This window comes from Streptomyces sp. NPDC126510, assembly GCF_040302345.1.
Taxonomy (GTDB): Bacteria; Actinomycetota; Actinomycetes; order Streptomycetales; family Streptomycetaceae; genus Streptomyces.
This window is the reverse complement of the sequence record NZ_JBEORR010000040.1, coordinates 1-18,794: the sequence shown is the minus strand read 5'-3', so window position 1 is coordinate 18,794 and position 18,794 is coordinate 1. Positions and strand designations below refer to the sequence as shown.

Sequence of the window (18,794 nt, the reverse complement as noted above, 5' to 3'; positions counted from 1 at the left end):
AACATCGTAGAAAGGTTGAGGAGCGCACATTATGGGAGTTATCAATAGTGGCTTCGGAGGGCGGCGAGGTTCCAGTAACCCGAATCTGCCTCCGGGGCAGACGCTCGTCGATGACTGGCCGGTGCTCACTGCCGGGCCCACGCCGGCTGTCGAGGAGAACGACTGGAGTTTTACGATCAGGACGGAGGACGGGACCAAGCACCGGTGGAACTGGACAGAGCTTCTGAGTGTCGGCGTCGAGGACATCGTCACTGATATTCACTGCGTCACCCACTGGTCGAAGCTGAGCATGGCGTGGCGTGGGGTGTCATTGGACCGGCTGTTCGAAGACGTCGAGACTAGTCACGACTACGCGATGGTCCGGAGTTTCGGGGGTTACACCACCAACCTTCCTCTCGAAGACCTCCTCGACGGGCAGGCTTGGATAGCCACCGAGGCTCAGGGCTCGCCGCTCTCAGCAGAACATGGAGGGCCGGCACGGTTGCTCGTACCCCACCTTTACTTCTGGAAGAGCGCGAAGTGGGTACGCGGAATGGATATGATGCCATCGGATGATCCGGGCTTCTGGGAACAGAACGGCTACCACCTCCGGGGCGACCCGTGGCGGGAGGAACGTTACCAATGACCAACCCAACCCTGGTCCGCTGGCACGTCGGGCGGGTAATCGGTCGACGCTACGAAGCCGACTCGGCTGTTCGCCTCGAACTCGATGTTCCGACCTGGCCCGGAAACGACGCTGGATCGCACCTCGACCTCCGGCTGACGGCTCCGGATGGTTACCAGGCGTCCCGTTCATACTCGCTCGCATCCTCGGGTGAGTCCACTCGAGTGGTCTTGGTGGTCCATGAGGTACCCGACGGGGAAGTATCGCCTTTCCTGGTGCATCAACTCGCTGAGGGCGACGAAGTGGAGATACAGGGACCACTCGGGCGGTACTTCATCTGGAATCCGGCGGATCCGGATCGATCGCCGGTCCAGCTCATCGCTGGGGGTTCAGGCGTAGTGCCCTTGTTCTCGATGGCTTCGGCGCGAGAAGGCGTTGAGGAAAGCGCAGACTTTCGACTGCTGTATTCGGTCCGGACTCCTCGAGATGTTTTGTTCGCCGATGAATTGGGTGCACTGTCGCGAACGACCGTCGACATCGTGCATACGCGTGAGTCGCCTCCGAGATCGGTTCGTCCGCCCGGCAGATTGACCCGTGACGGGGTCGCAGCGGTTTCCTTCTCAGCGTCGGCATCGCCGCGCACTTACATCTGCGGACCTACCGCGTTCGTCGAGACGATCGTCGAGTGGCTTCTCGAACTCGGTCACGACCCCGCGCGCATCCGCACGGAACGATTCGGAGGCAGCAATTGACTCACGTTGACGGAAATGCACTTGCAGGGACATTCGTAGAGATTCTCGGTATCGAGATCACAGAAGCGATCGGCAGATGCCGCCACTGTGGCAGTGTCTACGGCCTTGCTCGGACACGCGCCTTCATTACGGCCATGGGAGCCGTCATGCGGTGCAAGGACTGTGATGCAGTGCTAGCGGTTATCGTCCAGAACCCGCGAGCGACAGTAGTGAACTTGTCAGGACTGTCTTACATCACTGTTCCTCGACGATGACCGCTCTCCAATCCATGGCCGCAGCGACATCCGCGGAGGACCGTCCAGGATGGTGATCCGCATCTACGACAGCGGTCACCAGGCACTACGGGAGTTCGTCCCGCTGCGCCCAGCCAGGGTTAGCATCTATGTGTGCGGGCCGACCGTCCAATCCGCACCACACATCGGACATCTACGCAGTGCCCTCGTCTATGACCTTTGGCGACGTTGGCTCACCCACCGTGGATACACCGTCACGCTCGTCCGGAACGTCACCGACATCGACGACAAAATCCTCGCTCTCGCTACGGAGTCGGAACCGTGGTGGGCCCGTGCCTACCGCGTCGAGACGGAATTCACTCGCGCCTACACCGCACTGGGTATCCTTCCCCCGACATATGAGCCACGCACCTCCGGCCACATTACGGAGGCGCTGGCGCTGATCGACCGTCTCCTGCGACGCGGGCATGCCTACGTCGCGAGCGATGGATCCGGCGATGTCTACTTCGACGTCAGCAGCTGGCAGACATACGGCACGCTCACTCGCCAGAACCCCGATGCCCTATTGCAATCCGACGACGGACACCGACAGGCCAAGCAGAACCCTCAGGATTTCGCCCTATGGAAGGGAACGAATCCCAGCGAACCGAAATCTGCGCGTTGGCCGTCACCTTGGGGTACCGGCAGGCCGGGATGGCACATCCAGTGCTCGGCGATGTCTCGCCGTTACCTCGGACCTGCCTTCGACATCCACGGAGGTGGCATCGACTTGCGATTCCCCCACCATGAAAATGAACTGGCCCAGTCCACAGCTGCCGGAGACGAATTCGCCAGGTACTGGGTCCATAACGGCCTTGTCGCCATCAGCGGACAGAAGATGGCCAAGTCGCTCGACAACTATCTGTCTGCCGATGAACTCCTTCGACGGGTCGGACCAGCTACGCTGCGCTACTACCTGCTCAGCGCGCACTACCGCAGTGCCTTGGACTATCGGGAAGAAGCGCTCACCTACACTCATGCAACTGTTGCGCGGATCGCGAACTTCCAACACCGTGCACGTACACACCTCGAGGACGCAACAGTTGGTGGCCCAACGCTACCGGGTGCATTCGCGGCGGCACTCGACGACGATCTCAATGTCCTAGCTGCACTCGGCGTCCTTCACGACCATGTGCGCGCCGGCAACATTGCCGTCGACAACGGCGAGACCGCAGCAGCCGCGGCGGCATACCAATCGATAACAGCGATGACCAGCGTGCTTGGGATCGAGACGGAATCATCACCGACGGCGCCACGCGACGGCCAGCACAGCAGCACGGTCACTGCTCTCGTTGAGGTACTCCTCGCGAATCGATCGTGTGCCCGCGGCGAAGGAGATTTTGTCACGGCTGACCGCATCCGCGGCGATCTCGCTCGCAGCGGGATCGTCATCGAGGACCACTCCTCAGGAACCACGTGGACACAGGCATAACTGAAGTTCGTGGAGGCCGGCTACGCTGACAGCCGACTGATTGTGATCGGGTCAAGCGGGCACCCACCCTCGCAAGAAAGCCAGCACCTTGGCTTCCGGCATTTCGCAAGGACGTAGGTGGTCTGCTTCGACCGTGCGATACACATTGGCGCTGATCAGATCGGACCCGCCCAACTCCTCGGCGGAAATGCTGATACTTCGGCCATCGACCCGCGTGGTTCGTGTCAATCCGTACGGACGCCCCGCGTATCTGGCGAGAGTCCAGCCTTCGGGGATTCGCTTGAGCAACGCAGCCAGACTTGCTGAGCTGTGACTCACATTCGAACTACCGAGGCAGGTCGAATTTCCGCGGCGTGTGCTGGGGGACTCCACCAAAGGGCCGTTAGCGGGCGCTTTCTTTGGGTCTCCTGGAATCGACGTGTTCATTGTTTAAAACCCAACTGCTTTGGCCTGGAACGACTCCTCCCCGGCGCCGCGCCTCAGATACCGTCAGGGTTGAGGTAGCTCACGCCGTGCGCCGTTTGTGGTCGGTTTCGGAGTCGACCAGGTCCATATTTCGTTGTGGAACGGGTGCTAGCGAGTCCGAGGCGCCGCGGTGGTCGTAAGGTCAGCACCGACATCGCCCCCTTTGTTGACCCGTAAAAAACTCTCCACACACCCAATGTCAGCGCAATGCCGTCACGCGTCCTTCCTTGCTAAGGCAAGCGCGTAGTCCCCGTCGCTCCACCAGTCAGCAGGGGTCAGACCGGCAAGCACGAATTCCGACTCGATCAACTCGCGGGTGAATTTTGTCGAGACCTCGGTGCGTATCACTTCGTCCTTGGCGAATTCGACGTCTATATCCAGTACACCTAGGTCCACCACGTGTCTTTCTTTAGCCTGCAGTCGCATCTCGATCCAGTGCTCTTCGTCATTCCACGCCGCAACGTTCTGAAACCTGGGTAGCGAGAAGTTAGCTCCAAGTCCCCGGTTGAGAACCCGCAGCACATTGATATTGAACTCGGCGGTGACGCCGCGTCGTCATAAGCCCGTATTGGTCGCTGGGGATCCTTAATCAGGTCGACTCCGATTAGAACCGTGTCTCCGCTATTCGAGTTCTTCGCGAGTTCGGAGAGGAAGGTGTGCCGTTCGGCGGGTCGATAGTTGTCGATCGTACCGCCGAGAAACCCCACAAGTCGTGTCCCATAGTTAGGGATCAGGTCAAGGTGCTGGTCAATGTCGGCCTTGAGGCCATGAATAGTGAGGTCCGGATACTCTTGCTCGAGTTTGCCGACAGCGGCGATTAGGGCGCTGACGCTAACGTCGACCGGCACATAAACTGCTGCTCCGCCGGCAGTTGCAGTCAACGGGTCCAGAAGCGCCGGCGTTTTCTCCGACGAGCCTGAACCGAGTTCGACCAAAGTCGTTGCGCCAGATCTTTGGATAATCTGCTCACCGTATTGGTCGAGTAGAGCGCGCTCCGCTCGCGTCGGGTAGTACTCCGGTTGCACGGTGATGAGATCGAACAGTTCACTGCCGGCTGCGTCGTACAGGTGTTTAGGTTAGCCATTTCGGTTTCGCGGTCAGTCCGTCTCTAGCGTCCGACTTGAGGGTCGAAGACATCGACTCCGGATCGGCGATTCGTTGGATGCGGACACGAGGGCTGGTGTAGTCGGTCACTATGAGTCTCCATTGTCAGCGAGTCGGACGCCGGTAAGGGGCCAGCGAGCGCTCGGAGGAAAGAAATTTCGGTAGGAGGCCCGGGTGTGTCCGGGCGATGTGAACGCCGATCCACCTCGCAGCACCATCTGATTGGACATGAATTTGCCGTTGTACTCCCCGATCGCTCCGGGCGCCGGAGCAAACCCCGGGTACGGCAGATAAGCCGAGCGAGTCCATTGCCAGGCGCTGTCGTAAAGTTGTCTCGACCCTCCCGTCGTGAGTCCCGCGGCTGTCGGATGTAAGGATTTGCCGCCGCTTGAGATGGAGGACTCGAGGCCTTGAAGTGATGCGGCATGCTCCCATTCGGCTTCGGTGGGTAGTCGTTTGTCTGCCCAGGTCGCAAAAGCGTCGGCTTCATAGTGGCTGACGTGCACGACCGGCCGTTCGGGGTCGACGGGATGAGTTCCATGAAGAGAGTGCTCGAGCCAGATCCCGTCTTGTCGGGTCCAGTACAACGGCGCCTGCCATCCCTCCGAGTTGACCCGCGCCCAGCCGTCGGACAACCATAATTCGGAACGACCGTAACCCCCGTCATCGATGAAAGCCATCCACGCGCCGTTAGTAGTTAGACGGTCTGCAAGCCGATACAGCTCTAGGAACTGTCGATGACGAGGTAACTCGCTATCGAAGGCGAATCCCTGTGCGTTGCCGATCTCGATCAGGCCGCCGGTGTAATCAAGCCAGCCGAGGGCGCCGCTCGTCAGCTCGTTCGTCCATACCCCGCCATAAGCGGGGCGCAGGGGATTGAGAGACAGGACATGCTTGATGTCCATCAGCAGCAACTCTTGATGTTGCTGTTCGTGGTGAAGCCCGAGTTTCACGAAGCTGGAAATGTCCCCAATATGGTCCAGATCTGGGGATCGAAGCAGCTCCTGGACTCGCCTATCGACGCACTCGCGGTAGACCCCTACGTCATGTGCCCCGGGTCGAGAGATGACGCCTCGCAGGGGGCGCGAGAATCGAGGTCCAACTTGCTCGTAGTAGCTGTTGAACAAAAACCAGTACCGCTCCTGGTAGGGCTTAAAATTTTTCTCGTGTGCGCTGAGCACGAAGGTTTCGAAAAACCAGGTTACGTGTGCGCGATGCCATTTCGTCGGCGATACGTCTGGCATCGACTGTACGGTTTGATCTTCAGGTGACAGAGGGGCAGCGAGCAGCTCGGTGTAATTGCGGATCCGTTCATAGTGGACACTCAACGCAACCTCTGACCCGGACACCGACTCGGGGGGCACTGCGATCACATCGTGCTCCTTATCGAGATTCCCAACCCACATCGGTGCAGGTCCGGTACAAATTGGCGAAAGCCTATATCGAAACGAGTTAATAACATGCGCGGAATTGATACCATGACGCTGGGTCACTTGCCGACGGTCCGTTGCGCCGCTATAATGTGGCGCCGAATGCGGACAGCTCCATCTGGATGGAACGCCGCGATCAAGCAACTAGCATCTCTCGGGCGGCAGAAGTGTCTCTTTGGCGTGTTTCGCAACGTGCCGAGGCCACATCTCGGATCCGATCGTAAACATCGGTCAGATCACACGCGTCGAGGCCAATTGATTACCTCACCGGATCGAACGGCACACGGGGAAGACGATCATCCGCGTTCCCCGTAAACACTTGCAAGGGGGTCGATAATTCAGCTTCTACGACTAGTTCATCCCGACTCGCGTGCGTTCTCCAGCATCAGGGCGACACCCTGTCCAGATCCGACACACACCCCGACCAGACCATATCGCAAGTTGCGTTCGGCCAACTCCGTAGCCAGGGATAGGACATAGCGGCTTCCTGACGAGCCGAACGGGTGTCCGATTGCCACCGCACCCCCGTTCGGATTCAGTTTGTCGTCGGGAACCTGAAATCCGTCGAGCTGCACCGTTAACTCACGTAGTACCCCGAGGGCTTGCGCGGCGAACGCCTCATGAACTTCCCATACATCGACCTCCTCTGGAGCGACGCCAGCGCGCGACAGCGCGTGTGCCATTGCCCAGGCTGGAGCGATACCCATATAAGCCGGATCCATCGCGTACGTCGCTGATGAGACCACACGCGCAAGTGGCGTCAGTCCGAGTTTGGACGCGGCACGGCGTGAGGCTAGAACGACCGCGCTAGCCCCGTCGGACAGTCCGCTGGAGTTTCCTGCTGTCATCTGCGTCGTATTGGGCTGTGGCCGCAGTGCAGCCAATTTTTCTGCGGTCGTGTCTCCACGGATGAGCTCGTCGGTGTCAAACTGCCGTGCCGGCGTCGTGCGTGTTGCAGCAAGGGATATCGGATGAATTTCTTTGGCAAAGCGCCCGCGGTCACGGGCGGCTGCCGCATGACGATGGGAGCGCAGTGCAAAGGCGTCGATTTCCTCGCGAGTCAACCCATAGCGGTCGGCTACGTTCTGCGCAGTCTCGATCATCGAGATGTAGGCGTTTCGGGTCGCCAGACCTGGATGTGGTGGTCCGCCGGCCCCTGTCCACATGGTGTCCAGCATGATTTGCGGTCCCCGTGGAGCGAAGGCGGCATCTCCCTTCATGAACGCCCAACCCGATCGGGACATCGACTCGGCACCTGCGGCGAGCCCGATATCCATCTCGCCTGAGCGGATTGCGTGCGAGATCGTGACCGCCGCACTCAGAGACGACGCGCAGTAGCGGTTGACAGTAATCGCTGGAACCGAATCCGGAAATCCGGCCGCCAAGGCGGCCCACCGGCCCAGATTTCCCATCCCTTCATGAGCAGGATTCACGCACCCTGCCACGATCTCCTCCACCCGTTCCAGAGGAACCTCGACGCGACTACACGCTGCGGCCATAGTTTGGCCGAGTAGATCGTCGAGACGGATATGCGACAGCGCGCCGCCGTATTTTGCGACGGCAGTTCGTACCCCACCAATGACAAAGGCATCGTTGTCCATGCGTGCACGTTAGCAGGTTGGACCTTTGGGTCCATTCGGAGCGGAAGGGAAACATACGGTGTGTCGTGCGATTGCGCCGGTGTCCTCGGTGCAATCCTTCTCTGTGACTTGTCGGGTGACCGAAATTTGCGGATTCAAACCTACCTTGAGTCCCACCCGAGTAGTTGGACTGAAGAGTCCGTTCGGATGTGCTGGGCCTATAAACGCAGGAAGGGTCGACAAATGCAGGAAGGGTCGACGTGACCGTTGAACTGCAGCAATACGCCGAAGTCGGCCATTCACCGGGCATATCCGGCGCCGCATAACGCAGCAGGATGGCACAGGGTCGGCGTTTGTACCCAGTAATGGAATGAATTATCAACCGGGGCATCTACATCGGCGTCGTTTCCGGCCCGCCTCCATTCCGTCCGCCGACGAGTTCGAAGTGGCACGGGCGGGCGCCAACTCACCGTTCCCATCGTCGTCACCGATCAGTCGCGGTCAAGGAGATTTAGAAGTTGATCAGAGTTCGTACCGGGGTGCGGTCTTCGGCGGGATAGCGTGAATTTGGCATAATTCCTCGTGCAACGGGACAGGACAGCCTATCCCTATCAGAGCCCTCGGACTGCTGGAAGCCGTTCATCATCGTTGTCGTCTTTGAAACCGTTGCCGCAGTGGGGAGTTGAGAAACCGCCGCTCGCGGGTGGAGGTCATGAATGTGCCGTGTCAGCTCGATCGAGCAACAGCACCGCCCTCTCCCCGGAGTCGTTTCGCCACCAGCAACGTCCGGACACAGGGTGGACCGAGCCTTCAGTCCATGTGTACGCTCGGTCGTTCACCTCCGAAAAACAGGTCAGCGATCCGGACTCAACTCGGGCCACTGCGAGCGTGCTTCCGAAGTCTCGCACAGAAATGACTCCGTCCGGCTCCACGACCAGTCGGCGCGCTGGGTCCACAGCGTAGCGATCTACCTCCACCCGAAAGTCGTGCCAGGGAACATCGATGGTCCAGTCGTTCGGCTCGATCCCGTCAGGCATCGAGCACTTCCACGTGTGGGAGAGGGGCCTGCCGGAGAATCCTGAGGGCTTGACAGACGGTAATCGTGTAGTCGACGAAGTAGTCGTGGCGACCGCGTCGCATCGCTTCACGATGTACTGGGTGCGCCAGCCACCGGTTGTGGGATGCTTCGTCGTCGAACTCGACGATTGTGCAATTCTCGCCATCGTCCGCTTGAAAGCGCTTGAAAGAGATAAGCCCTGGTATCTCGTGGGCCGCCGCGATGACGTCCGCACCGAGTTTCCCGTACCCCTCCGCTACGCCCTCTCGAGTCCGCTGACGAAACACGGTCACAATCACATGGCCCCAAGGTTCGTGGTGATGCCGGAGTCTCCAGTGCTCCTTGTGTGATCATGTCACCAGCGTCAAGCGGAACAGATGAAGAGCGAGGACTCACCCGCTCAGGTGACAGGACGAAGACTCACGCCGGACAGATATCTCCCACTAGTTCGTCACTGGCCTCGCAGGTGAGCTGGCCGAAGCTAATCTCCGCCCCTACGTGGTCCCAAGAAATCGATCTCAGATGGAGATCCGTTGCGTCGCATGGCTGGCGACGATCGGCAACCCGGCCCACACAGTGAGGTGCGTACGTTGATCGATCCGCTGGGATTGAGTCCGACGAGCCATCACACTGTTGTCGTGTCAAAGTCGAGTGCGACTGACGATCATTGCCGCGTGAGGCGTCCAGTGGGGTGGAGTGTTGGCAGTTCGAGAGGCGCAGCTGGTCGGTTCCGAACCGAGCAGTTCGTTGGCACATACGAAATCCGTCACCACTGCACACGTCCTCGTGCATGTCTCCATCGGTGGCGTGTTTGAAGCCGGCGCCGCCACCTTCGAGTGCGCGCAGGATGGTGCCTGCGGGACGGGGCCATCATGACTCGCGACGAAACTGTGCACCGCGCCGCAACATCGAGTTGCTTCGATCGCGGCCGAGGTCGTGGAAACTCCTGACAGCAGCAGAAACCGGCGATGGTGGCATCCGTTACGAACGTGAGGAAAATCAGGGGGGATGGTTCGTACCAGTACGGGATGAGGTCATGGCCGTGTCTGTGATCGAGCAATGCGGTCGGGGTTAGGCGCGGCTGATCACGATCCGGTAGTCGGTTCGATCGTCGGGGCTGTGGGCAAAGTGGTCATCGACCTACCCTTGCGGACCCGACTTGCCCCTGCCACGCCCAATTGTGTGAAGGTGCACTTGGAGATTCGCTAAAGAGCTGGTTCAGCGGAACCGAAATTTCCGAGGCGCTGAAAGCATTTGTGAGCGTTTCGGGTAGTTGGCTTGCCCTTCAACAGGTTCAACGTTTGACCGATACCGAGTCGCGGCGGGACGGGCGATTCTGTTCGACATCCGGACAGAATAGGGCCGCAATCAGGACTTCGTACGAACCTTGATGTACAACGAGGCAACCGGTTCGATAACTCTTGCCGCCACTGGACCGATGACCGCCATCAGGAGCACGTAAGCCGTTGCCAATGCCGCCAGTTCGGCGTCGACCGCACCCGCGGACACCGCCAGCCCGGCGATGATGATGGAGAACTCACCGCGGGCGATCAGGGCGGCACCGGCGCGCGCTTGACCCATTCGCGCGACACCCTGACGTCTGGCCGCCCAGGCGCCGGTGATCAGCTTCGTGATCGCGGTGACGACGGCCAGGATCGCAGCCCACCCGAGGACGGGCGGAATGGAACTGGGATCGGTGTTTAGACCGAAGACCACGAAGAACATTGCAGCGAACAGATCTCGAAGGGGCTCGAGTACGCGACTGGCATTGTGCGCCGTCGACCCCGAGATCGCGATCCCGAGGAGGAACGCGCCCACAGCCGCCGACACCTGCATCGCCGAACTGATGCCGGCAACCAGCAGTGCGGCACCGAGCAGCTTGAGCAGGAGCGTCTCACTGTCGGGACTGTCGAGGAGCGCGGAGACGTACCGCCCGTATCGCAGGGCCACAACAAGAACCACGGTGATGACCAACAACGAGATCCCGACCGCTTCGAGCCCGCCCATGAAGCTGACGCCCGCAAGCATCGCGGTCAGAATCGGCAGATACAGCGCCATCGCCAGGTCTTCGAACACCAGAATCGACAGCACGACCGGTGTCTCGCGGTTACCGAGGCGCCCCAGGTCGCTGAGCACCTTGGCGATGATTCCCGAAGACGAGATGTAGGTGACGCCGGCCATGACCGTCGCCCCCACGACGCCCCAGCCGAGCATCAAGCCGACCACCGCGCCAGGGGTGGCGTTGAGGACGATGTCGACGATGCCGGCTACCCGCGAGCGTTTGAGACCGGTGACGAGCTCGGCGGCAGTGTATTCGAGCCCCAAGAGCAGCAAGAGCAGGACGATCCCGATCTCACTTGCCAGATGGGAGAACTCGCCGATGTCTCCGAGTTGGATGAAACCGCCCTGTCCGAAGCACAGGCCGCCGATCAGGTAGAACGGGATCGGCGACATGCCGACGCGAGCAGCGAGTCGTCCGAGCAGTCCGAGCGCGAAGAAGACCGCGCCGAGTTCGATCAGTGCGAGGGTGGTTGTGTCCACGCGCCAGTCAGCCGTTGGCCAAGATTTTTGCCGCTGCGGCCAAACCGTCCGGCGTTCCGACTGCTACGAGAAGGTCTCCCCCGGTGAAGGTGAAGTCGGGGTTCGGGGACGGGCTGACCTGTCCTGCGCGCATGACGGCGACGATGGACACTCCGGTGCGCGTGCGCATGCCGGTGTCCCCGAGGGTCTGTCCGTCGTAGCGAGAACCGTCCTTGATGTAGAGTTGTTTGGTTCGAATGCCCGGAAGGTCACGGTGCTCTTCTTCGAGCTGAGCAACGAGCTGTGGGGCACCCAGGAGATTGCTGAGCGCTGCCGCTTCCTCGGTGGTCAGAGGCAGCGAGGCAGCACACGCGTCAGGGTCGTCTGCCTTGGAAACGATGAGGTCGGTATGACCGTCCCGATGGGTGACGACACCCACGCGACGACCGGAAGACAGAACAAAATCCTTGCGCGTCCCGATCCCCGGTAGTGGGGTGACTTCTATTCATATACCAACGGTATCGCGAGAGGGCGTAATCCGCTGGACGCAGTTCACGACGGGCGAACCAGCGATCCACCGAACAGTTTGGACCTGAAGCCATTCGGCCAGGCAACAGGCAGTCCTGACACTCAAGGTGTTCAGCCTCTAGAACGGGCCGACAGGGTCGAACGTCGCCACCCGGCCCAGACCCGATGCACCGCCGTTGGCGATCGCACAGCAATCGGCATCTCCTGACCGCGCTCCGAAGATGGCCGACCGTCAGCTCATCCCGATTGCCCTGACGGTTGAGCGTCGAAGAATAATGACCTCACGACGAACTCGAAGATGTCTCGGTGTGGGAGTCGTCCGAATGGGCCAGCGCCTGGCTGGCGGCGAATTGGATGCACTTAGAGGCACCTCCATCCAAAATAGCGGGCTCGATAAATCGGGGTGAATGCACCGTCAACGCATCGAAATGGCTCAGCTACATACTTATTCACGGCCGGACGCTAAACTGGCCCACACATTTCGTTCGTCCACGCCGAGATTGAGGCCCAACGCATGAGCCGTCGCATTTTCCGGGAGCCAACCGCCGATCGGATACACCTGACATTGTTTGCGATAGCTATCGCGAGTCATCTGTTGTGGGTGTTGATGATATGGCGACAGGAGCGAAAGCGTAGGCGGTAAGCGTGGGATGATTGCGTCACCGCATGGATTTATGCCGGTTACTGGGCGGGCGCCGGGGCAGTGACGAAGGAAACACTTATGTGCCACTGAGGCGCACCTGTACTGCCGCCCCCGGCCGCCACTTAGACGCCGACAACACGGTCCCACGCATCTCGATGTCGCTCACCGCTGCGTACTCCGGCTAGTAGAGGCAACGCTGAACTACCACAGCGCATTTCATTTCGGTGTGCGCTGCATTTACTGAAGAGAGCATGTCCCTGGTCGCCCGTCGCGTTGCTGCTCCTAATGGGTAACGCCGACTTCAGCACTACAACCGACCACGTCACCGTCGTCGAGGGGCACGCTGGCGCAGTTTCCGTCCGATCCCGAGTAGCGGGAGTCGAACGGAAACTGTCGGTCCGCACCGACGATGCCAGCGGCATCCATGGATTGCCCGAGTTCCTCACATGGCGCATGTCGTACTCGATTGGTTCCGGCACACTCCGGCGATGATCGAGAAGATCGTGTTGATCTCGACTGAGATGTGCACGCCCCACGCACCTACGACGTCGACGGGGCGGGGTAGCCGACGTCGACTGGGGCGCCGAACTACACCTCCGACGTGTTCGGCACTTCAGTAACGCTGATCAGGTACGGCGGATCAGTCACGTAGAAGTCCACCGGATGTCGAATTTGTGAAGTCCTCACCGAGGATGTTGCTCATGCTGAGGTCGAGGAGCGCTTCGGGTTCTTCGCCAAAGCTGTCACCGGTGGGCTCGAAGCCGAGTCTTCGATAGAAACCTTCGGGGCTGCCGAAGCCAAGGCTGTAGCTTGTGTACAGCCGAGTGCGCCCGGAGGCGACGACCCTTCGGGCGATTTCCTGAACGACGCGTCGCCCGAATCCGAAGCTCTGGAAAGGGCTGGCGATCATGAGTCGCCAGAGGAATTCGCCGTGGCATTCGATGCCGTCATCCCAGTCGGAGCCGGTATGAGTCATCACAAAGCCAATCGGGGTTTCCCCTGCGTATACGCCGCGGAACCAGGCCACGTCCGAACAGAAGCCTTCGGCAATCGAGGTTCCATTGTCAGCGACCATCTCCCGCTGAACATCGCTCAGCGTCTCGCTGAGCTCGCAGATATCCTCTACGTTGAGTGCGGTAATCCGACGGTAGGTAAGTTCAGACTTCCGAGTGATAGTTACTTTGGGTGCGGTCATGCCTGATAGCCTAGTGCAACATTATTGAGAAATTGCTTTACTATGTGAAAGTGGTCGAGCATGGCATGGACGGACGAGCTCACGGGAGCAGATCTGACCTTCGTGCGGCTCTTCGTGTTGAAATCGGGCAGTCTCAAGGCGCTCGCCCATGAATATCAGGTCAGCTATCCGACGATCCGAACTCGGCTGGACCGCATTATCGAGAAGGTCCAGGTTTTGGAATCCAACGACGACCATTTCCTCCGTGCTCTACGCGTTCTCGCATCAGACCGGAACCTCCCGGCTGACGCAGTGACCCAGATTGCCGCACTCTATCTGGAGAGCCGACCAATTGAAATCACATGACCGCATTCCATCCGCCGATCCTCGTCGGGGCGGTCCTCGTGCTGAGGGAGAAGCTCTGACTTACCGGCCAGTCGCGGCGTCGCGGGCTTGCTCGTACCGGTCGGGTCTCGTGTGCCGGCGATGTCAGCACGCGACGAGCAACGGACTCGTACATCGCCAGAATCGATGCTCGATATTGGCTTCGCGCCGCAAGCGGACCCGTGGGAACCTGGCCTCCACCTTGAGTATATGTCCGCTGGAGCGACCAGCGGACTCATCCGATCTGCCACTCCGTCTGCGATGGCGTTCAACTTTTCCGTACCGTCATTCGAGCGTTTCCCGAAACAAACCACGATCAGAAACGTGAGCATCGTAGCGACGGCATCTGCCTGCGTCGATGGCCCTCAATGAAGTAGAAGCAGGAAAAATAGCTCAGCTTCCGATGATGTGAAAGCTTGCCGCACATAGAGGATCGGCATGCGACGCTCCGGTGAGAGCGTCAAACAAACTGAGTGAAACAGAGGAGCGACTATGCGGGCCTCGAACGAAAACCCGCCATCAAACAGAGCTTTCGAGGAGATCGTGGGGTTTCTCACTTACCCGATGTGCGTCGCGACGGCTCACGCAGGCAACCAACGTGCCGGCCGCCTCGTCGGGTTCGCACCGCAGATCAGTATCTCGCCGCCATGTTTTCTCGTCGGGCTTTCGAGCAGGAATCGCAGCTGTCTTGTCCCTCGCAGACACGAATACACTGCCCGGTCGTCCGAGAAGTCGACAGGTGACGACATCGACAAGTTCCTCCCCGGTGAATGGAGGCTCGGCTTTTTCGGGCTTCCGATTCTCAAAGGCGCGGCAGCGTGGTTTGTTGGTCGCGTGCTCGACGAAAAGGTGGAGATGGATGATCATGTTGCCGTTCTCCACGAACCCGAAACCAGTCGTGCTCCAGGTGAGATCGTCACCTTCGCCGACGTTCGGGGGCTCGACCCCGGGTATGACGCATGACGGCGCATCAGTGGCGATCGTTGTTTCCATTCGGTGCCCGAGGTCACACCGTTCACGACTTCTATGCCGATGCCCCCGAAGGGGTTCGCGTGAACATGGTCGCCAGCCTCGACGGCGCCGCAGCATTCGGCGGACGGGTACGCCCTATCTCCAATACTGCCGACCATCAGTTATTGAGGTCCCTAAGGGCGTACTGCGACGTGCTCCTCGTCGGTGCCGGCACAATACGCGCGGAACGATATGGGCCGGCGATGCTCGATGCTGAGCTTCGTCGATACCGCCGTGACGAAGGCAGGCAAGCCGCGTTGCCCTCCGTGGCGGTGGTGACGCACAGCGGCAATCTTCCCTGGAACTCCCCGCTGTTCACCGGAGGATCCCGCCCCATCATTGTCACCAGCGCACTGGGAGCGACTCGATGCCAACCCGACGTGCAGTGTCGGGCCGACATCATGGTGGCTGGAGACGTCGACGTTGACCCGATCGCGATGATCCAAGGACTCCGTGATCGAGGACTGAAAAGAGTGCTCTGCGAAGGAGGCCCCGCTCTTCTGTCCACGCTCGTCGCCCACGATCTAGTCGATGACATGTGCTTCACGCTTTCCCCCATACTGGCTGGGCCACAACCGGCCTCTGGACTGGTTTCGGCTCCGGCACTAGCGGTTCCACAGACGTTGCGGCTACGGCACGTACTGCTCGAAGCTGAATACCTGTACATGCGTTATCAACGAATTCGTCCGGCAGGTTGAACGCTGTCAGCAGCGTCTACCTGGTGTACTGCGAGATCGCTGTGAACGAATTCATCGGAGCGAGTGGTTTGCGACAAGTTCTGGTTCGAGGACCGGAGTTGGGCCCACATGGTGCGACGCGCAGAATTTTGGTCTTCCATCGGCCGGTCTGGGGCACTCGAGGACGAAATCGGTTTCTAACGTCGACACGCGCGACTTGGAGAGACCAGCCCGACGTTCGGAATTGCACTCGCAGAATTAGCCTGGGACATTCTCGTCCTACCGCATCCATTCTTCTCCGTGCGTCAACACGGGGTACGGGACGCCCTGACAGATTCCATCACGCACGCCAAATATTGAGGATGGGTACATTCAGAAGGCTGGGATCGAGAGATCAGTTGTTGTTCGCTGCGGGCCTTGAAGAGCGGTGAAGCTCCAGACGATCACGGGTTCACCGAGTTCGACAAGGCGTTGCTGCAAGTCTTCGTCGGTGCATCGAGGGTGCAGTATGGAACGCACGCCGGGCGGAGTAGCGGCGAGTCGAAACCGTGGAGACGCTCACGAAGCAATAGTCGAGACCACCGAAGGGTAAGCGACATAGAGCCGCCCGGCGGGCATTGCCAACTTTTCCGTTTCATGACGAAGCTGCTGGCACCAAGAGGATGTTCAACGATTTCACAGGGTCGGTACCAGCCTTGTATCTCTCTGCATGTGGCCGTCGAAGCGGCATTTCTTCGGGCGGCACCCGGGGCAAAGAACGTCAGCGCCGACAGCCACTATAATAAGAGCTATTCCGCACCGCCTGATCAGCGCAGTCGATCATTTCCGGGCGATGATCGAGCGCAGCACGAAGCGGAACACCACTGCGGTACCCGCCTCCGACCACGACACCGACAACCATCTCGGCAAGCAGAACGCCGACAGTGACACCGAGAACCGTGGCCGACGCGACCGTCAATGCGACATCGGCAGATGCTGGACGATGATCGTTGATCGCAATCCCTCTCACGCTGGCGATGTACTCGCAGAGATCATCACATGCCGGACAAGCGGAAGTCGGACCCGCAATGCGCAATACGGCACGAAACTGGGGCCGCCCGTTCGAGATCGCCAGCTACTACGAGGAGGTCAAACCACGTAAGGGTTCGATATGGAGCCCGCAGTATTCCGGTTTCTCTATGACTGCGCAAAAGTACTTGTACATCAGCGCGGGACGAAGCGAAACAAGGATGGGAGGGAGCGTTCGGGTATTTCACCGGCGCCATCGTGAGCGGTGTCGAACGCCTGGTCAACGAAGTGTCCGCTGTGCTTGACACGCGAGCCTGGCAAGTCGAAACGGCCACCGCCCGACTCGAAGGAACTGCGGAAGAGCCAAGCGAGGACTTCCCCGAAGCGCCGAACTCGGGTCGGTGTACGCCGACCTCTACGACCACCAATGCCAGCGCCGAGAAGTAGAAAAACAGCCCTAAGCGGCTCGCGCGAAGAATTGAGTTGCAATAGTGACTCGAACGCAGACCGCGAGAATTCGGCTGGGTGCTTATGCTCAACTCGAAACTGGTGACTTCGAACAACTCGAATGGGTCGATGACCACGACATTTCCTAATCATGGCGAGAAACCGCAACACAGTTGGAGCTCAGTCGCTTGGCAGCAGTTGTCGAGCTTGCAACGGTTTCCGAGCTTTCGACAAGCAAGAATCAGACAACTTTTATGGCAGCGCCGTAAACACCGGAAATCTCCAACGAGGCCCTATACATTCGAACGTGGCTGAGCAATCTGCGGGCAGGGTTCACCGCGGCTGAGCGGCGTATCTCCCACCCTGACTGATCTGGCGCGACGTTCATTGGCGGAACCGCGACCTTCCGCTTGCCGATCCGTCCGTCGACCACAAGCTCTAACAATGCTCCAACTCCGTGTCCTCGGGGCGTCACGTTGACGTTGCTACGGCGCGCTGCTCCCGAATTATTGCAATACAATGGAATTGACGACTACACGAACGGAGTTACCCCTGTGGCGACCAAGCGCACCCGGATTCATCTCAACCAGCGCATTCGCTGCCTCGACCGATATTTCAACCCAGGCGACATCGCAGACCTCGATACAAAGACCATCCAACTCGTCGAGGCACGGAAACAGTTCGAGATCAATCAAACTGACTCTGATTCCCACACTTACACGCAAAGTGCCAATGCAGTGAGGTTAGCTTTGCTTGCAGCCGGGGACTATAGGTACATCGAAGTCAACGGAACTCCCGTATCCCTACTCAAGCTCACCGGCATCAACCCCTCGTGGATCGGAATCACTTTACTGATGAGTGACGGATCCGAAATTCAGGTAATAAAGACAGCTGTCACGGAACTGCAACGAGCACATGAATTGCGACCTGGTAACGAAATCATGCAGGGAGTGCTGTCATCCGAATCCTACCTCCGCACAGGGCATATGGAGTTCCATCTACCTCACCGCCTTGTCGATGCCCTCGAAGATATTGAGGGCAGTTACACGAAGTCGAAGTAGCAGTTCTCAAACTCAGTCCCGTATGATCGAGGTCCTCGGCGCTCGCACCGCAGGCACGGCGCGGCGGTTACGGCAGCTACTGGCACCGTCGTCGATGGCATTGCATTCGTCGACGGTGAGTCTGCCTCTCCGGCAACATGTTCCGGTTCGCGCGCCTGACGAATATTTCGAGTGCTTGGTTGCTATCCCGATCGAGTACTGCCGGGGGTAAGACTGAATCGCTCCGGCGAGTCGGGAGACTTACTGATTTGAGAACTCCGCGATTCGCGTAGTTCTGTGTTCACCGTAGTGGAACGCCTCGAGTTCGGCCGGTGGAACATCGCTGCAGTGCTCGTAGAGGCGTCGGTGGTTGAACCAGTCCACCCATTCCAAGGTGGCGATTTCCACATGTTCGACTGTTCGCCATGGCCCGCGGGGTTTGATCAACTCGGTTTTGTAGAGACCGTTGATCGTTTCGGCGAGAGCGTTGTCGTAGCTCGACCCGGTGGCCCCGATCGAGGTATCGATACCAGCCTCAATGAGTCTGTCGGTGAACGTAATTGACGTGTATTGATTGGGCTCAATCGGTGGACGCAACATTCGAGGTCAGGAGGGTGTTGTGGGTCGTCCATCGGATTGGGTGCGGGAAGTAACGGGCAGGGCTCC

Annotated in this window: 14 protein-coding genes and 2 pseudogenes; 9 read left to right on the top strand and 7 right to left on the bottom strand. The window is 59.4% G+C overall.

The window, feature by feature from the left end:
* The first annotated feature begins 31 nt into the window (after positions 1-31).
* Genes ABTX60_RS37225 through cysS form a run of 4 tightly spaced genes read left to right on the top strand, consistent with a single transcriptional unit; the run spans position 32 to position 3,060 of the window.
* Positions 32-625: a molybdopterin-dependent oxidoreductase gene (locus ABTX60_RS37225; protein ID WP_003943768.1), complete on the top strand. Its 594-nt coding sequence runs from the start codon at positions 32-34 to the stop codon at positions 623-625.
* Positions 622-1,356, top strand: a complete 735-nt coding sequence (locus ABTX60_RS37220; RefSeq protein WP_003943782.1) for an FAD-binding oxidoreductase — start codon at positions 622-624, stop codon at positions 1,354-1,356. Before ABTX60_RS37225 ends, ABTX60_RS37220 begins: the two co-directional genes overlap by 4 nt.
* On the top strand, positions 1,290-1,610 hold the full coding sequence (locus ABTX60_RS37215) for a DUF6510 family protein (RefSeq protein WP_352101408.1): 321 nt from the start codon (positions 1,290-1,292) through the stop codon (positions 1,608-1,610). The genes ABTX60_RS37220 and ABTX60_RS37215 overlap by 67 nt, the downstream gene beginning before the upstream one ends.
* 49 nt (positions 1,611-1,659) lie before the next feature.
* Positions 1,660-3,060 carry a cysteine--tRNA ligase gene (gene cysS / locus ABTX60_RS37210; RefSeq protein ID WP_298782163.1) on the top strand — a complete coding sequence of 467 codons (1,401 nt, stop codon included), beginning with the start codon at positions 1,660-1,662 and terminating at the stop codon, positions 3,058-3,060.
* Between the two features lie 678 nt (positions 3,061-3,738).
* Here the strand turns inward: cysS and ABTX60_RS37205 are convergent.
* The 3 genes and pseudogenes from ABTX60_RS37205 to ABTX60_RS37195 form a co-directional block, all read right to left on the bottom strand.
* Positions 3,739-4,550, bottom strand: a pseudogene (locus ABTX60_RS37205) (L-histidine N(alpha)-methyltransferase).
* Positions 4,551-4,718: 168 nt separating this feature from the next.
* Positions 4,719-6,002, bottom strand: coding sequence for an ergothioneine biosynthesis protein EgtB (gene egtB, locus ABTX60_RS37200; RefSeq protein WP_350835200.1), 1,284 nt, complete (start codon positions 6,000-6,002; stop codon positions 4,719-4,721).
* Between the two features lie 413 nt (positions 6,003-6,415).
* On the bottom strand, positions 6,416-7,660 hold the full coding sequence (locus tag ABTX60_RS37195; protein ID WP_003943767.1) for a thiolase family protein: 1,245 nt from the start codon (positions 7,658-7,660) through the stop codon (positions 6,416-6,418).
* Positions 7,661-8,641: 981 nt separating this feature from the next.
* Here ABTX60_RS37195 and ABTX60_RS43350 point away from each other — a divergent pair.
* Entirely contained in the window at positions 8,642-9,046 is a 405-nt protein-coding gene (locus ABTX60_RS43350) for a hypothetical protein (RefSeq protein ID WP_003943784.1), read from the top strand.
* Between the two features lie 1,018 nt (positions 9,047-10,064).
* Here ABTX60_RS43350 and ABTX60_RS37185 read toward each other — a convergent pair.
* The 3 genes from ABTX60_RS37185 to ABTX60_RS37175 form a co-directional block, all read right to left on the bottom strand.
* Positions 10,065-11,237: a cation:proton antiporter gene (locus tag ABTX60_RS37185; protein WP_166502234.1), complete on the bottom strand. Its 1,173-nt coding sequence runs from the start codon at positions 11,235-11,237 to the stop codon at positions 10,065-10,067.
* Between the two features lie 7 nt (positions 11,238-11,244).
* Positions 11,245-11,721 carry a cation:proton antiporter regulatory subunit gene (locus ABTX60_RS37180; protein ID WP_037131094.1) on the bottom strand — a complete coding sequence of 159 codons (477 nt, stop codon included), beginning with the start codon at positions 11,719-11,721 and terminating at the stop codon, positions 11,245-11,247.
* Between the two features lie 1,306 nt (positions 11,722-13,027).
* Positions 13,028-13,582, bottom strand: a complete 555-nt coding sequence (locus ABTX60_RS37175; protein ID WP_157770421.1) for a GNAT family N-acetyltransferase — start codon at positions 13,580-13,582, stop codon at positions 13,028-13,030.
* A 60-nt stretch (positions 13,583-13,642) separates the two neighbouring features.
* On the opposite strand from ABTX60_RS37175, the gene ABTX60_RS37170 reads away from it, so the two are divergent.
* The 4 genes from ABTX60_RS37170 to ABTX60_RS37155 all read left to right on the top strand — a co-directional run bounded on the left by ABTX60_RS37170 (position 13,643) and on the right by ABTX60_RS37155 (position 18,149).
* Complete coding sequence (locus ABTX60_RS37170) at positions 13,643-13,927, top strand: DUF2089 family protein (RefSeq protein WP_003943765.1); 285 nt, start codon at positions 13,643-13,645, stop codon at positions 13,925-13,927.
* Between the two features lie 510 nt (positions 13,928-14,437).
* The gene (locus ABTX60_RS37165) at positions 14,438-14,908 is read left to right on the top strand and encodes a flavin reductase family protein (RefSeq protein ID WP_003943772.1); all 471 of its coding nucleotides are present in this window, start codon (positions 14,438-14,440) and stop codon (positions 14,906-14,908) included.
* Complete coding sequence (locus ABTX60_RS37160; RefSeq protein ID WP_003943770.1) at positions 14,905-15,654, top strand: pyrimidine reductase family protein; 750 nt, start codon at positions 14,905-14,907, stop codon at positions 15,652-15,654. The genes ABTX60_RS37165 and ABTX60_RS37160 overlap by 4 nt, the downstream gene beginning before the upstream one ends.
* A 1,988-nt stretch (positions 15,655-17,642) precedes the next feature.
* Complete coding sequence (locus tag ABTX60_RS37155; RefSeq protein WP_003943781.1) at positions 17,643-18,149, top strand: hypothetical protein; 507 nt, start codon at positions 17,643-17,645, stop codon at positions 18,147-18,149.
* 240 nt (positions 18,150-18,389) lie between these two features.
* Here ABTX60_RS37155 and ABTX60_RS37150 read toward each other — a convergent pair.
* Positions 18,390-18,704, bottom strand: a pseudogene (locus tag ABTX60_RS37150) (integrase core domain-containing protein); the annotation flags it as partial.
* Positions 18,705-18,794 lie beyond the last annotated feature (90 nt).

What these genes read in the sequence shown, in the direction of transcription:
- ABTX60_RS37175 (WP_157770421.1), bottom strand. Translation starts at nt 13,582, where the DNA reads ATGACCGCACCCAAAGTAACTATCACTCGGAAGTCTGAACTTACCTAC.
- ABTX60_RS37160 (WP_003943770.1), top strand. Translation starts at nt 14,905, where the DNA reads ATGACGGCGCATCAGTGGCGATCGTTGTTTCCATTCGGTGCCCGAGGT.
- cysS (WP_298782163.1), top strand. Translation starts at nt 1,660, where the DNA reads ATGGTGATCCGCATCTACGACAGCGGTCACCAGGCACTACGGGAGTTC.
- ABTX60_RS37225 (WP_003943768.1), top strand. Translation starts at nt 32, where the DNA reads ATGGGAGTTATCAATAGTGGCTTCGGAGGGCGGCGAGGTTCCAGTAAC.
- ABTX60_RS37165 (WP_003943772.1), top strand. Translation starts at nt 14,438, where the DNA reads ATGCGGGCCTCGAACGAAAACCCGCCATCAAACAGAGCTTTCGAGGAG.
- ABTX60_RS43350 (WP_003943784.1), top strand. Translation starts at nt 8,642, where the DNA reads ATGGTCCAGTCGTTCGGCTCGATCCCGTCAGGCATCGAGCACTTCCAC.
- ABTX60_RS37170 (WP_003943765.1), top strand. Translation starts at nt 13,643, where the DNA reads ATGGCATGGACGGACGAGCTCACGGGAGCAGATCTGACCTTCGTGCGG.
- ABTX60_RS37220 (WP_003943782.1), top strand. Translation starts at nt 622, where the DNA reads ATGACCAACCCAACCCTGGTCCGCTGGCACGTCGGGCGGGTAATCGGT.
- ABTX60_RS37195 (WP_003943767.1), bottom strand. Translation starts at nt 7,660, where the DNA reads ATGGACAACGATGCCTTTGTCATTGGTGGGGTACGAACTGCCGTCGCA.